Source organism: Croceicoccus naphthovorans (assembly GCF_001028705.1).
Lineage (GTDB): Bacteria > Pseudomonadota > Alphaproteobacteria > Sphingomonadales > Sphingomonadaceae > Croceicoccus > Croceicoccus naphthovorans.
Genome location: NZ_CP011770.1, coordinates 864,986 through 877,275 on the forward strand (window position 1 = coordinate 864,986; position 12,290 = coordinate 877,275).

The following is a 12,290-nucleotide window of genomic DNA, read 5'->3' on the forward strand; positions in this document are numbered from 1 at the left end:
TTCCAGGCGACATCGCAGGTGAGCCCTTGTATCGAGAGTAGCATGTTCCGGTTTTTCTCAACCTCGCGACAAGGCGGACCCGATATCGCGATAGATTTCGGGACCGCAAACACCCGCGTCGTTCTTCGCAATGGCGGAATCGTGTTTGAACAACCCACTGCCTCGTGCTTCTCAAGCAAGGGCGGCAAAGAGCTTTTTGTGTCAGCCGGCAGCGACGCATTCGCTATGCTTGATCGTGTCTCTGATGGGCTACATATCCGGCGCCCTCTGGCGCGCGGCGTCGTGCAGGATCTGGGCGCCGCCAGCGTATATCTGCAGTATGTCGTGAAAACCGTTATGGGGCGTTTGCGGCTCGGCCGTCCAAGCGCGATGGTCGGCATACCGGCAGATGCTACGAAAGCAGAAGCTTCTGCCCTGCGCACGGTGCTCAGCGATGCGGGTTTTGGCAGGATCAGTCTTGTGAAAGAGACATACGCCGCTGCAGTCGGTGCCGGTTTAGACATCGGTGCTGCACGAGCATCGATGATCATTGAATGCGGCGCTGGGACCACTGAGATTGCCGTGTTCTCGATCGATGGCGAATGTCTTATTCGCTCCGTGCGCGGAGGAGGTCAGTCGCTCGACGAGGCACTGATCGAACATATGCGTGCCAGGCATCAATTTCTGATCGGCCTGCGGACCGCCGAACGGCTCAAGCACGCCATCAGCCGAAAAATTTCTCTGCGAGTAGGCGATTCTTCCGGAATTGGTGCCGACCCTTCTAATCATATGGTCGAAATCAAAGGAAGGGATCTGCGGACGGGTTTACCCGCTACCCGGCTGCTACCATCTGCGGAGTTCCAGCCGGTATTCAAAAAGCATCTGGTTCCGATTGTCGAAGCAACCCGAGGCGTCCTCGCCACAATCAAGCCTGATCTTGCTGCGGATCTTCTAACCGGCAGCATCATTGCTACGGGCGGCTGTGCCTCAATCTCACTGCTGTCCGAAATGATTACAAACGATACCGGGCTTCCGATAGAGGCGGTCAACGATGAAGCTCTGTGCGTATCAAGAGGGCTCGAAACCCTGATGGCAGGTTAATTAATCACTGCCGGCTGCCTCTAACTATCTCGCCCCTATCCCTTCCGGGGAGCGCGTCGAGAACGGACCCTCTCGGACGGCTACAAACTACTTTTCGCTTCGCAATGGCTGCTGGATGAACGTCTAGCCGCTATCGCGTTCATTCGGCCACAATTGACTTCTTGGGAGGGCTATCCCATCTTTGCGGCAATGCAGTTCAAGGCTTCCTCTTTGCGTTTTCGTCATCTCGGCGGACAGCTTCTCATGGGCATGTAACCCCGGGTTCCGGCGCGGTACGCCCTGAACTCGGGGCAGAACTCGCCAGAACCTTGCATTGGACACGCAGTCCAGTGCGCCCATCCCGGGAAAGCCATCACCATGACACGCAAAACGGCGCCAAAGCGGCCGCCCATCCACATGATTGACACCGAAGCCGATATTCTGACCGACTTGGCCATCGGCGCACAGGAACGCCTGCCACAGGTCAGCGAACTTCTACTTGAGGAAATCGCGCGCGCGAAAGTTCACAGCGCCGGGCGGATATCCATGGACGTCGTCACCATGAATGCCCAGGTGGAATTCGTCGACGAAGCGAGCGGTGCAACACGGATCGTGCAGCTGGTCTATCCCAGACATGCCGATATCGCGGCAAATCGGATATCCATTCTGACGCCGATTGGCGCCGGACTGATCGGCCTGCGTGAGGGCCAGTCCATTCTCTGGCCGGACCGTGTGGGACATGAGCGCAAGCTCACCATCGTAAAGGTACATCAGAGCGCTTGCGACGAAGAGGTGGCGCACTGATGCGCCTGCCAACAGGTCGGGCCGCGGCCCCGATGCTGGTCAGAACAGGCCGTGGCTGCCCGCGGTGGCGCCGAGAACCGTAACCACCGCGATCAGCAGCAGAATACGGTGCAGCCGAGCCATTCGCCTGAAATCCCTTCCCGGGTCAGGCGAATTCTGCATGCGCCGGTGTAGAAACACCGGCTCGACCAGGAACAGCATCGCGAAGAAGATCGCCCAGAGCGCGGCCATTGCGTGCATCCACCAGAATTGCGGGTAGGCGAAACGGTCCCACATCTGCGCGCGATGGATCATCCAGAAGCCGCTGACGCCGGCGAGCACAACCCAGACCCGGGCTTGCGGCGCAAAGCGCCCCTCGATCCGGTGGAATGCCGCAAGCCTGTCATCCGGGGCGGTCGAGCCGCGAATGGACGGCATCACCACAAGCGTGACGAACGCCACTCCACCGATCCAGAAGAGGACCGAAAGGATGTGTATGGCGCGCGCTATGATGATGTCGTCCATTTGTCAGTCCGTCAGGCGGCGAGCAGTTCGTCAGCAGGTCCGAAGAACTCATAGTGGATGCGATCGGACGCGACGCCCGCCAGCGACAGGGTGGAAACCGCATGGCGCAGGAACGGCCGCGGTCCGCAGATATAGTAATCGGCCTCGGCAACAGGCGTATTGGCGACAAGCCATTCATCGGTGATGATCCCAGCTTCGTCGTAATCCAGGCCCTTCACCTCGTCGGCCAGCGGCGTCTGGTGGAAGTCAACAACCTGCACCGCCTTGCTGTTCTCCGTTAGTACGCGAATGTGGCCACGCATGGCATGCGTTTCCCTGTCGTGCGTCCCGTGAATGTACTGCACCGGGACTTCAGCGCCGCTCGCCACAAGAGCTTCGAGCATCGCCACCATCGGCGTAAGCCCGACCCCGCCCGACAGCAGCACGACCGGCCGCACGTTATGTTCGCCGAGGAAGAATTCGCCAGCCGGCGCCGCGACCTTCAGGATGGTTCCGGCCTTCGCCTCGTCATGCAGCCATCCCGAAGCCAGGCCTTGCGGTTCGCGTTTGACAGAAATGCGGTAGCTCTCGCCATTCGGCGCGGAGGAAATCGAGTAATTGCGTTTGACGGGAGGATGCCCCGGAATTTCGAACCAGAAGGTCAGATACTGGCCGGGCTTGTGGTCCATCACCGGTCCGCCATCGGCGGGGCGCAGGATGAAGGAACTGATCACGTTGCTTTCCCGGACGACCTCTTCCACCAGGAAGTCGCGCCAGCCATTCCAGCCTCCGACTGTCTTTTTCTGCTCAGTGTAGATGCGTTCTTCGCGCGCGATCAGAATGTTGGCGAGGAACCAATAGGCTTCGCCCCAGGCTTCCAGTATCTCTTCCGTCGCAGCATCGCCGAGCACGGCCTTGATCGCACCCAGCAGAGCCTCGCCGACATGAGGGTAATGTTCGGGCAAAATCTGCAGGCCGACATGCTTTTGCGCGATCCGTTCCACAGCGGGAGCGAGAGCTGCAAGATTCTCGATGTTACTGGCATAGGCCAGAATGGCGCCCGTTAGCGCGCGCGGTTGCGATCCCGCATCGCCGTGGTGCGACTGATTGAACAGGTCGCGGATATCCGGGTTCTGGAACATGCGCGAATACATCTCATGCACGATGTTGAGGCCGTGGGCTTCGAGGGCTGGAACGGTCGCCTTGACGAGCGCAATGGTGTGATCGCTGAGAGGCTGCGACATCAAAATCTCCTGTGATTGAACTGGGAACTGGAAAAGGAATGCGCGGATCAGCCGCCGGGCGGCTGCCGATCGTAGAAATCGACCTGCATCTTCATGGGGCCAAGCGGCGTCACGAAATGCGGCTGTTGCGGCAGGATGAGGCCCGGTTTGTCAGGTGTCAGCACGACATCCGAAGGCGGATCGAGATAGGTGAGTTGCAACTTTCCTTCGATGACGCGGATCAGCCCCCAGACGCCATCCTTGGTATCGTGGCGGGCGCGCAAGGCGGCCGGAAGTGTATCCTGGTCGAACACCGGCGTGGACCGATATGGGCGGATGTCGGCCATCGTCATGCGACCTTGCGGCTGTCGCCCGCGTCGGGCCGACGATCCAAGCGAAAAAACATGGCCAGTTTCAGGCTCTCGGCGATCCGCGCAGCCTTCTCCTGGAGGGCGAGAGCCGCGACCGGCTCCATCAGCTCATCGGTCGCCTGCTTCCACAAGCCGAGCCAGCGGTCGAACAGTTCGGGCGTGATCCTGCTCCTGTGCTTCATATGCGCGGGAACAGGTTGTCCCTTGTAGCGCCCGCTGGTGAGCATCACCGATGACCAGAAGGCGGTCAGCTTTTCGAGATGGTGGGGCCAGTCATCAATGGCGTCATTGAAGATCGGACCGAGTTCGGCGTCCGCCCGCACCCGCGTATAGAAGGCGTCCATCAATCGGGCGAGGCCTGCTTCGTCAATCTTTGCGGTGCTGGTCACGACTCAACTCCATTCATGCATTGAAGATGCATTTATAGAGGCCGTTTGAAAGATGCAACGACAATGCATATTAATGCGACGGATCGATTGAGAGGTTTGATAGAGCGAAAATGAAGCTGACGCTGTTCACAGATTATTCGATTCGCGTACTGCTCTATCTCGCCGCGCGGCCCGACCGAAGATGTTCGATCTCAGAGATCGCGCAAGCCTATCGCATTTCCCAGAATCATCTTATGAAAGTGGTCAACGACCTCGCCCGGTCTGGCTATATAGATAGTGTCCGCGGACGCGGCGGCGGCATCCGTCTTGGCAAGCAGCCCAAAGAGATCAACATAGGTGCGCTTATCCGACACACCGAGGAAGGATTCGACCTCGTCGACTGCCCGAGTTGCGTGATTGCACCCGCTTGCGGCATGACAAGCGTGCTCAGGGAAGCGGTGACTGCCTTTCTAAATGTGCTCGACAGCTATTCACTCGCAGACCTCATGAAGAAACGGGGAAATCTGGCACGTTTATTGTCCCTGTGAAACGGACGGGCGCTGCGACGGTCTCCCTCGCGCCATCCGGAATTGTTGAAAGATGTTCAGCGCCAAAGCGAATCATGAGGGGTGAGGCCAACCGTTTGACACCCAGTATCATGAACGGACATATGCAACCGGAATCGTCAGGCTCCGGTTCGAAGAAGCTGCGGTTTAGGGCGGAGACAAATTGATCTGTCGCAATCCGCGATTGTTTCCACGAAGGCGCTTTCATGCAGCAATCGCGTATCTTGAAGCTTATCGACTCCATGCCCTTCCGGTTAAGGATGGCTGGCGCGACGATCAGCGGACGGATCTTATCCAGTCTGGGGGCATTTGGCGGAATTTTATTCGTCGCCATCGTCACCTATGCCGTCAATAATGAAATCGGGTCATCGTACATGCTTATCGCCCCGATAGGGGCGTCAGCGGTACTTGCCTTCGCAGTACCTTCCAGTCCCTTGGCCCAACCGTGGTCGGTCTTGGGAGGTAATTGCATTTCCGCGCTGATTGCTTTGCTTATTGCGCACTTTGTGACATCCACAGGGGTTGCCAGTGCGGTCGCCGTCGGCGGTGCAATCTTGATAATGACAGCCACTCGGTCATTACATCCTCCGGGGGGAGCATGCGCATTGGTCATGGTGTTGGCGTATCACCACGATCAGGATTCGCTCGCGGCACTTTTCCTCAGCTTGGCCCTGAACTCCCTGGCACTCGTGATCGCCGCCAAGGCATTTCATTCCCTGACTGGACGCACATACCCTCATCAAGCCCTACCAGTCACATCGCATGGTCAAGACGAGCAACTCTTGCATCCAGACGATATCCGGTCTGCTTTGGCGGATCTTGGGGAAGTGTTCGACGTCACGAGCGGCGACCTTGATGCGATTTTTTCACGTGCACAGGAACATCGTTCGAAGAGGCTCTCTCAGTTGCCAGCATGGAGAAATGCCGCATGACGAGCGGTCCCAGAGTTGGGGAGCAGAGCAAAACGGGGCAAGGCTCTACTCTTAACTAGCGGAAACTTCGAGCTCAGACCAAACCGCGCCTCGACAACCCATCCGCACTCATTCCCGCCGGCTTCAAGGCCATGGTCGCACTTGAGCAGGCACTTGCCCACACAATCGATCTGGAGATGTGGGAACTCTTCAACCTACGCGCGTCGCAAATCAATGGCTGCGCATGACGTGACCCCCAGCTTTCCCCCAGCTGGGATTAGAGCCGGACCGCGTTGTTGCGCATGAGCGCGGTTGAAGCAATGGGCTGCGTAGCGGAGCCCGTAGGGCGTAGCGAAGCTGGCCATTGCTTATCCAGTTTGGCGGCGAACGCCGCCGGGGTGTCGTAGTCGAGGGAAGAATGCGGCCTCTCCCGGTTGTAGTCCTCCACCCAGGCAGCGATCTCGACGCGGGCGTGAGCCATGCTGAGGAACAAAGTCTCATTGAGCAGTTCGTCCCGCATGCGGCCATTAAAGCTCTCGACGTAAGCGTTTTGCATTGGCCTTCCCGGTGCGATGTAATGCCACTCCACACCGATCTCCCCACACCATGCCAGCACCGCATTGCTGGTGAGCTCGGTGCCATTGTCGCTGACGATCATGCCGGGCTTGCCACGCTGCGCGATCAGCTCAGTCAGTTCGCGCACGACACGGCGCCCGGAGATCGACGTATCCGGCACCGCTGCCAGGCACTCCCTCGTCACATCATCGACCACGTTGAGCACCCGGAATCGTCTTCCCGAAGCCATCTGGTCGTGAACAAAGTCCAGGCTCCAGCGCTGGTTCGGCAGCGCCAGCACCGGAGCAGGTGCTCTCGTGCCCACAGCACGCCTGCGACTGCGTCGTCGTCTGACCGCCAACCCTTCCTCACGGTAGAGCCTCTGGGTCTTCTTCCGGTTGATCATGATCCCCTCCCGGCGCAGCAGGATGTGCAGACGGCGATAGCCGAACCGCCGACGCTGGTTGGCCAGCTCGCGCAGCTTCTCACGCAGATCGGCGTCATCGTCCCGGGTGGAACGGTAACGCACGCTCTTGCGATCAGCATCGATGACACGGCACGCCCGCCGCTCGCTCATCCCGTGGCAGGCCTGGAGATGAGCGACAGCTTCCCGCTTGGCGGCGGGCGTCAGAACTTTTTTGCCAGAAGATCCTTCAACGCGGCCTGGTCCAACATGGCATCGGCGAGCAACCGCTTCAGCTTCGCGTTCTCGCTCTCGAGCTCCTTCAGTCGGCGGGCATCGGACACCTCCAGCCCGCCATACTTCGACTTCCAGTTGTAGATCGTCGCTTCCGACACTCCGTGTCGCCGGGCCAGGTCAGCGGTCTTCGCACCCGCCTCAGCCTCCTTCAGCACACCGATGATCTGCTCTTCGGAAAACCTCGTTCTCTTCATCTCGTCCGTCCTTCTGTAAGGGCCGGACTCTAATCCAAATTGGAGGAAAATCAGGGGGTCACGTCATGACTTTTTGAGTCCCTCCCGTCGCCGTGAGGCGATCGAGCAGATCCGTCGCGCGTTGCCGGTATCGGAGCGACGGACCTGCCGTGTTCTGGGCCAGCATCGTTCGACACAGCGCCATCCACCGAAGGATGATGCCGACGAGCGGCGGCTAACAGCCGACATCATCGCGCTGGCCAAGGACTATGGCCGGTATGGCTATCGCCGCATCCATGTCTTGCTGGGCCAGGCGGGCTGGCAGGTCAGCCTGTCAGTGGTTGAGCGTATCTGGCGGCGGGAGGGTCTTAAAGTGCCGAAGCGGCAACCGAAACGGCGGCGGCTCTGGCTCGGCGACGGATCGTGCATCCGGCTGCGCCCGGAGCATCGCGGGCATGTGTGGTCCTACGACTTCGTCGAGGATCAGACGCACAACGGTCGCAAGTTCCGAATGCTCAACATTATCGACGAGTTCAGCCGGGAATGCCTGGCGATGGTGCCGCTGCGGCGCTTCCGGTCGAACGACGTGATTGACGTGCTGACCGATCTGTTCATCGAGCATGGGCCGCCCGAGCATATCAGATCCGATAACGGCCCCGAGTTCGTCGCTAATGCGGTGCGCGAGTGGCTCGGCAGGCTTGGCGTCATTACCCTCTATATCGAGCCCGGCAGCCCATGGGAGAACGGCTATATCGAAAGCTTCAATGCCCGTCTGCGAGATGAACTGCTCAACGGCGAAATCTTCTACAGCCTTGAGGAGGTGCGGATCGTCACCGGCTGGTGGCGCGATCATTACAACCGAGCACGGCCCCACAGCAGTCTCGGATATCGACCACCGGCCCCGGAGACGATCAAGATGCCAGCCTGGCCGCTCGGCTCCGCTACGCTCCGCCTCCCGCCCACGCTGGCATCAGAGGCGCAGATCAACTAACTACACAACCGGACCAGTCATTGCGGGCAGTCCAGCTGGAGAAGCTGGCGAACTGCTGGAACGCCAAACATGCCAACGCGCTCTACATCACCTTCGACAAGCGGGACGGCGAGGATGATGTTACCGAATACCGCTATGCCGACCAGTGGCTGCAGGGCAGGGGCACCGATGTCTGGCGCCTGCTGCGCGCGATCGATCGCGGTATCGTGTTCTACGATCCGGCCGACACGATCTACGCCGACGGACGGCCCAAGGTACGTTCGCAATGGCGGGTCAACTCGGCGAAACTGCCAGAGGCGATGCAGCTGCTCTATGCGGAATCGGAAGTCGTCACCGTCTGATCGCGACCGATGCTGGCGAAGGCCGTGTCGCCGTCAAGGAAGGTCACGCAGCGCGTGATAACCTCGTCGACAGGCAACCGTTCCCTGCCCTTCATCCGGCACTCCCAAACCTCGAGCACCCGCCAGCCTGCGTCCATCAGCTGATCGCGAACCCGCCGGTCCCGCGCGATATTGCCGGTGATCTTGTCGCGCCAGAATTCTTCCCGGGTCGCCGGCCAGCGGAACAGGTGACAGTCATGCCCGTGCCAGAAGCAGCCGTGCACCATGATGACCGCTCGGCGAGAAGGAAACACGAGATCCGGCCTGCGGGGGAGGCGTTTGTCGTTCACCTTGTAGTTCGCGCCCAGACGGAACCGCAGGCCCAGTGCATGCAGACCGGAGCGGATCATCAGTTCGGGTTTTGTGTCGACCGGTCCGATGCCGGCCATCATCCGACTGCGGACCTCTGGCGTGACGGTATCAGCCAACGGCCTGCAGCAGTTCCTGTCCCGACTGCGCCTCGTCCGCCAGCATCCGCATGATCGCCGGTTCCATGTAACGCGCCACCGCCTCGACGACGGGAACGACCACGGCATTGCCGAACTGGCGATAGGCCTGGGTATCCGAGACAGGGATATCCCACACCCGGTCGCCGTAGGCGAACCCCATCAGCCTTGCACATTCGACCGGCGTCAGACGGCGGGGACGGGTGCCTTTCTGCGCGATCAGGATTTCCGAGCCGTCCTTGTGATAGCGCGCCGACAGCGTACGCGTGACATCGCCGGGTCCGAACATCGAGTAGCCGAAGCCGTTGCCCGCTTTCTCGTGCTTCTTTCGGTAGTCCTGCAGATATTCCCACAGACGCGGCGTCAGCGTGTACTTCGCGTCGACCTCGTTGTGCGACTGGAGGATCGAGCCAAGCGTCGGCCATTCCTTTTCGGGCGGAATCATCGAGGCGAAGTCGTCGAAGCTGAACCCCACATCCTTGCGGAAGCCAGCGATGAAGATCCGCTCGCGCTTCTGCGGCACCCACGGCTGTGAGCTTATGACACGCCAGTCGATGGCGTAGCCCAGATCATCGTCGAGCGTACGGCGGATGACCTCGAAGGTGCGCCCCCTGTCATGGCGTTGCAGGTGCTTGACGTTCTCGAGCAGGAAAGCCGCCGGTCGATGATGGCGCAGGATCGCCTCGATATCGAAGAAGAGGTTGCCCTGCTTCTCGTCATCGAAGCCGTGTGCGCGGCCCAGCGAGTTCTTCTTCGAGACCCCGGCCAGCGAGAAGGGCTGGCACGGAAAGCCCGCCAGCAGGACATCGAACCCGGGGATCAGCGAGGGATCGGCCCCGTAGGGCTTGATGTCGCCCGCCATAACATGATCGTCGCCGTCGGCGAAGTTTTTGGCATAAGTCTGGTTCGACCAGCGGTCCCATTCGCTGGTGAAGACGCAGCGCCCGCCGATGGCCTCGAAGCCCAGACGCAGCCCACCGATGCCGGCAAACAGGTCGATGAAGCGGAAGCGGGCAGGGGGGCGGGACGCGAGACGCTCTGCGGCGATCTCGCGGACCTTTTCGGCAACAAGCTTCGGGGCTTTTGCCTCGCCGTCGACGTAGCGCCGGATCTGGCGTTCAGACAGGCCGAGCACCTCCTCCGCTTCGCCGAAGGACAGCCCCGAGCGTCTGAAGAGGCTTTCGAAACTGTCGTCGAGCATGGCGTTGTCCCTGTGTCGGCCCCGTGTGATCGCCGGGTCATCCGGTGACGGGATGGCATGGGGATTCCCGCCATGCAAGCACAATGTTCACTTTTTGTTTCGATTGGCGGACTGTATCCACAGAGGCGTGTCCTGGCCCGATTCTGTGCAAAGGTCCGGCGGGAGTGATTGAGCATGGCGGGCGGAAGAGCCTATCGTGCCAGCAGGCAATGGGGGCAATACCATGTCGAACTACACCACGCGCAGCAGCGGTCCGGACCGTTGGTCGCGCCCGGTCCAGAAGCTGGATCCGTCGCAGAGGCTCGCCCGTTACGGGCGGCTGCAGCCGCTGGAAGCTCCATCGCTTCTGGATCGTATCTTCCGTCGGCGCTCGGCCTGAGCGTACCGTACGGCGATGGACCCTGATTATTTGCTTGTCCGGTATTTCGGAGACACCCAGCCGTCGCGTCTGAGCGCCGCCGCTCAGGCGGCCGGTGTCGAACGCCTGCGGACCGACTTCCGCTTCGAACAGGACCGCGGCACGCGTTTTGCCCTGTGGGCGCTGATGCACATGCTGGGTATCGCGCCCGATCTCGATACGGTGTTCGAGAGCGCGGACGACCGCGATGCCGCCCGGACCTTCGCGGATCTGCTGGCGGCCGGCGAAGCGTAGGCCCGTCCCGGGGAGGATAGCCGACAACAGTTTCCGGCTGTTCCGGGATCAGCTCCACTATTGGCAGCAAGCGCCCGACACCACCGCGAGACAGCAGCCTTCAGACGGTGTCGGAATTGCCCGGCACCAGCTTTTCGACAAGCCGTCGCAATTCCGCGGGCGTGGTGTGTCCGGCCACGACCTCGTGATAGCCGATGTCCGCCTTGCGCAGGGCTTCCTTCTTCACCGCGTCGCGGGCAGCCGCGCTTCCCTGATGATGCCCGCTACCCTGATATTCGAGCGCATGGCGGACGCGGCTTTCGGCGTCCATCAGCGCGAAATCGACGCGCTTGGAATTGATGGCCGCGTAGGCGCCGCGATCCGGCGAGGACAGAAACTCACCGAGACCTGCGCCATGACCTGCCAGGTCGGGTTCCTCGCAACGACCGCGGCATCAAGCGCCTTGAAGACCTGCGTTTCAGGACGATTGAGCAGGGCCCGTGACCTGAAGTCGGCGGCCATGACCCGGCGCAATTGTTCCGAAGCGCTGGCAAGCGCCTGATCGCCGCCGCTTTGGGCACCGTTCTTCGGGCTTTGCCGAGAATATCCGCGCCGTCCCGGGCGGGGTCGATAGCGTCCGGATCTGGTGGACTCGAACAGTTCCTTCAGGACGGTGGCCGTTACGAAGAACACCACGAGAAAGATGATAATCGACGCACTATCCGCCAGATCGGCAAGCATTATTCCCGAGCCCCCCACTGCTCAAACAACAAGCCGCATGTTTGATGCGAACCACCGATAATTGGAAGAGGGGTAATAGCCGTTAAAGGCAGGAATTCGGGCAACTGGCCGTCGCATCCGGTTCCGCCGCGCAAACCTGTAATCAGGCGCGGAGCCTAGCGCGTCCATCAGTCAACCCGGCAGTGTCCCGGTCTGCCTTAGCGCTTCGCCCAATGCGAGTGCCGCTGTGGTGGCGAGATTGAACGAGCGCACTTCGGGTCGTAGCGGAATGCGCACCCGCGCATCGCCGGCATCGTGGACAGCAGGTGGCACGCCCGCGCTCTCCTTTCCGAGCAGCAGAATGTCGTCGGTATCAAACGTGAAGTCGTAGGCGGATTGCGTCGCTTTCGTCGTGAACAGCACCAGCCTTCGTGATCCGATGGTCTGCCGGAAGGCGTCAAAGCCGGCATGGCGCGTGATGCTGACATGGTCGATGTAGTCCATCGCGGTCCGGCGCACGCGCCTGTCATCCCAGGCAAAGCCCATGGGTTCGATGAGGTCCACCGCCGCGCCCATACAGGCGCATAGCCGGAGAACGGCGCCGACGTTTCCGGCGATTTCGGGTTCGAACAGGGCAATCCGCATGCGGGCTGATTGCCGGTAGCGAAGGAGCCGTGCAAGCCTGCGATCGCAATCGGTACGATCTGC

At 60.7% G+C, this 12,290-nt stretch carries 17 protein-coding genes and 1 pseudogene; 8 read left to right on the forward strand and 10 right to left on the reverse strand.

The features are described 5' to 3' along the window. Positions 1-42 precede the first annotated feature (42 nt). Both AB433_RS04470 and rnk read left to right on the forward strand, forming a co-directional pair. Positions 43-1,080: a rod shape-determining protein gene (locus tag AB433_RS04470; protein ID WP_047820099.1), complete on the forward strand. Its 1,038-nt coding sequence runs from the start codon at positions 43-45 to the stop codon at positions 1,078-1,080. A gap of 396 nt (positions 1,081-1,476) precedes the next feature. After that, positions 1,477-1,863, forward strand: a complete 387-nt coding sequence (gene rnk, locus AB433_RS04475) for a nucleoside diphosphate kinase regulator (RefSeq protein ID WP_245626581.1) — start codon at positions 1,477-1,479, stop codon at positions 1,861-1,863. Between the two features lie 39 nt (positions 1,864-1,902). Here the strand turns inward: rnk and AB433_RS04480 are convergent, their stop codons facing one another. From AB433_RS04480 to AB433_RS04495, 4 genes are read right to left on the reverse strand one after another with little or no spacing between them, the layout of a single operon-like run. Then, positions 1,903-2,367 carry a membrane protein gene (locus tag AB433_RS04480; protein WP_047820101.1) on the reverse strand — a complete coding sequence of 155 codons (465 nt, stop codon included), beginning with the start codon at positions 2,365-2,367 and terminating at the stop codon, positions 1,903-1,905. A gap of 11 nt (positions 2,368-2,378) precedes the next feature. Next, a complete protein-coding gene (gene hmpA / locus AB433_RS04485) occupies positions 2,379-3,590 on the reverse strand; it encodes an NO-inducible flavohemoprotein (RefSeq protein WP_047820102.1) in 1,212 nt (403 codons plus the stop codon). Positions 3,591-3,637: 47 nt separating this feature from the next. Beyond that, positions 3,638-3,916 carry a TehB family protein gene (locus tag AB433_RS04490; protein WP_047823292.1) on the reverse strand — a complete coding sequence of 93 codons (279 nt, stop codon included), beginning with the start codon at positions 3,914-3,916 and terminating at the stop codon, positions 3,638-3,640. A gap of 2 nt (positions 3,917-3,918) precedes the next feature. Next, positions 3,919-4,284 carry a group III truncated hemoglobin gene (locus AB433_RS04495; RefSeq protein ID WP_047823294.1) on the reverse strand — a complete coding sequence of 122 codons (366 nt, stop codon included), beginning with the start codon at positions 4,282-4,284 and terminating at the stop codon, positions 3,919-3,921. Between the two features lie 155 nt (positions 4,285-4,439). On the opposite strand from AB433_RS04495, the gene AB433_RS04500 reads away from it, so the two are divergent. Beyond that, positions 4,440-4,856, forward strand: coding sequence for an Rrf2 family transcriptional regulator (locus AB433_RS04500; protein WP_047820103.1), 417 nt, complete (start codon positions 4,440-4,442; stop codon positions 4,854-4,856). 242 nt (positions 4,857-5,098) lie between these two features. Beyond that, positions 5,099-5,806, forward strand: a complete 708-nt coding sequence (locus tag AB433_RS04505) for an HPP family protein (RefSeq protein WP_245626582.1) — start codon at positions 5,099-5,101, stop codon at positions 5,804-5,806. 256 nt (positions 5,807-6,062) lie between these two features. Here the strand turns inward: AB433_RS04505 and AB433_RS04510 are convergent. Next, positions 6,063-7,234, reverse strand: a protein-coding gene (locus AB433_RS04510; protein WP_156170623.1) for an IS3 family transposase whose coding sequence is annotated in 2 segments (ribosomal slippage) — positions 6,063-6,982 and positions 6,982-7,234 — 1,173 coding nt in all. Because the reading frame shifts where the segments join, the coding sequence is not laid out codon by codon here. 58 nt (positions 7,235-7,292) lie between these two features. Here AB433_RS04510 and AB433_RS04520 point away from each other — a divergent pair. Beyond that, positions 7,293-8,204: pseudogene (locus AB433_RS04520) on the forward strand (IS3 family transposase); the annotation flags it as partial. A gap of 20 nt (positions 8,205-8,224) precedes the next feature. Continuing rightward, a complete protein-coding gene (locus AB433_RS04525) occupies positions 8,225-8,545 on the forward strand; it encodes an MvaI/BcnI family restriction endonuclease (protein ID WP_047820104.1) in 321 nt (106 codons plus the stop codon). Here AB433_RS04525 and AB433_RS04530 read toward each other — a convergent pair. Together AB433_RS04530 and dcm are read right to left on the reverse strand one after the other, a co-directional pair. Then, complete coding sequence (locus tag AB433_RS04530; RefSeq protein WP_047820105.1) at positions 8,515-9,012, reverse strand: very short patch repair endonuclease; 498 nt, start codon at positions 9,010-9,012, stop codon at positions 8,515-8,517. The two genes, AB433_RS04525 and AB433_RS04530, sit on opposite strands and share 31 nt — an antisense overlap. Next, the gene (dcm, locus tag AB433_RS04535; protein ID WP_053058979.1) at positions 9,005-10,231 is read right to left on the reverse strand and encodes a DNA (cytosine-5-)-methyltransferase; all 1,227 of its coding nucleotides are present in this window, start codon (positions 10,229-10,231) and stop codon (positions 9,005-9,007) included. The genes AB433_RS04530 and dcm overlap by 8 nt, the downstream gene beginning before the upstream one ends. Positions 10,232-10,454: 223 nt before the next feature. On the opposite strand from dcm, the gene AB433_RS20365 reads away from it, so the two are divergent. Together AB433_RS20365 and AB433_RS04540 are read left to right on the forward strand one after the other, a co-directional pair. Beyond that, on the forward strand, positions 10,455-10,610 hold the full coding sequence (locus AB433_RS20365) for a hypothetical protein (protein ID WP_156170671.1): 156 nt from the start codon (positions 10,455-10,457) through the stop codon (positions 10,608-10,610). A 15-nt stretch (positions 10,611-10,625) separates the two neighbouring features. Further along, complete coding sequence (locus AB433_RS04540) at positions 10,626-10,883, forward strand: hypothetical protein (protein WP_047820106.1); 258 nt, start codon at positions 10,626-10,628, stop codon at positions 10,881-10,883. Between the two features lie 100 nt (positions 10,884-10,983). On the opposite strand, the gene AB433_RS21200 is transcribed toward AB433_RS04540, so the two are convergent. The 3 genes from AB433_RS21200 to AB433_RS04550 all read right to left on the reverse strand — a co-directional run bounded on the left by AB433_RS21200 (position 10,984) and on the right by AB433_RS04550 (position 12,227). Further along, positions 10,984-11,193, reverse strand: coding sequence for a DUF2726 domain-containing protein (locus AB433_RS21200; RefSeq protein WP_245626583.1), 210 nt, complete (start codon positions 11,191-11,193; stop codon positions 10,984-10,986). Beyond that, complete coding sequence (locus AB433_RS04545) at positions 11,193-11,603, reverse strand: hypothetical protein (RefSeq protein WP_245626584.1); 411 nt, start codon at positions 11,601-11,603, stop codon at positions 11,193-11,195. The genes AB433_RS21200 and AB433_RS04545 overlap by 1 nt, the downstream gene beginning before the upstream one ends. Positions 11,604-11,774: 171 nt before the next feature. Continuing rightward, positions 11,775-12,227 carry a tRNA (cytidine(34)-2'-O)-methyltransferase gene (locus AB433_RS04550; protein WP_047820107.1) on the reverse strand — a complete coding sequence of 151 codons (453 nt, stop codon included), beginning with the start codon at positions 12,225-12,227 and terminating at the stop codon, positions 11,775-11,777. Positions 12,228-12,290 lie beyond the last annotated feature (63 nt).

Bases quoted from the DNA above. Each gene is read 5' to 3' on its own strand.
- AB433_RS04480 (WP_047820101.1), bottom strand. From the start codon at position 2,367: ATGGACGACATCATCATAGCGCGCGCCATACACATCCTTTCGGTCCTC.
- AB433_RS04490 (WP_047823292.1), bottom strand. From the start codon at position 3,916: ATGGCCGACATCCGCCCATATCGGTCCACGCCGGTGTTCGACCAGGAT.
- AB433_RS04500 (WP_047820103.1), top strand. From the start codon at position 4,440: ATGAAGCTGACGCTGTTCACAGATTATTCGATTCGCGTACTGCTCTAT.
- AB433_RS04495 (WP_047823294.1), bottom strand. From the start codon at position 4,284: ATGGACGCCTTCTATACGCGGGTGCGGGCGGACGCCGAACTCGGTCCG.
- hmpA (WP_047820102.1), bottom strand. From the start codon at position 3,590: ATGTCGCAGCCTCTCAGCGATCACACCATTGCGCTCGTCAAGGCGACC.
- AB433_RS04545 (WP_245626584.1), bottom strand. From the start codon at position 11,603: ATGCTTGCCGATCTGGCGGATAGTGCGTCGATTATCATCTTTCTCGTG.
- AB433_RS04550 (WP_047820107.1), bottom strand. From the start codon at position 12,227: ATGCGGATTGCCCTGTTCGAACCCGAAATCGCCGGAAACGTCGGCGCC.
- AB433_RS20365 (WP_156170671.1), top strand. From the start codon at position 10,455: ATGTCGAACTACACCACGCGCAGCAGCGGTCCGGACCGTTGGTCGCGC.
- AB433_RS04470 (WP_047820099.1), top strand. From the start codon at position 43: ATGTTCCGGTTTTTCTCAACCTCGCGACAAGGCGGACCCGATATCGCG.
- dcm (WP_053058979.1), bottom strand. From the start codon at position 10,231: ATGCTCGACGACAGTTTCGAAAGCCTCTTCAGACGCTCGGGGCTGTCC.
- AB433_RS21200 (WP_245626583.1), bottom strand. From the start codon at position 11,193: ATGGACGCCGAAAGCCGCGTCCGCCATGCGCTCGAATATCAGGGTAGC.
- rnk (WP_245626581.1), top strand. From the start codon at position 1,477: ATGATTGACACCGAAGCCGATATTCTGACCGACTTGGCCATCGGCGCA.
- AB433_RS04540 (WP_047820106.1), top strand. From the start codon at position 10,626: ATGGACCCTGATTATTTGCTTGTCCGGTATTTCGGAGACACCCAGCCG.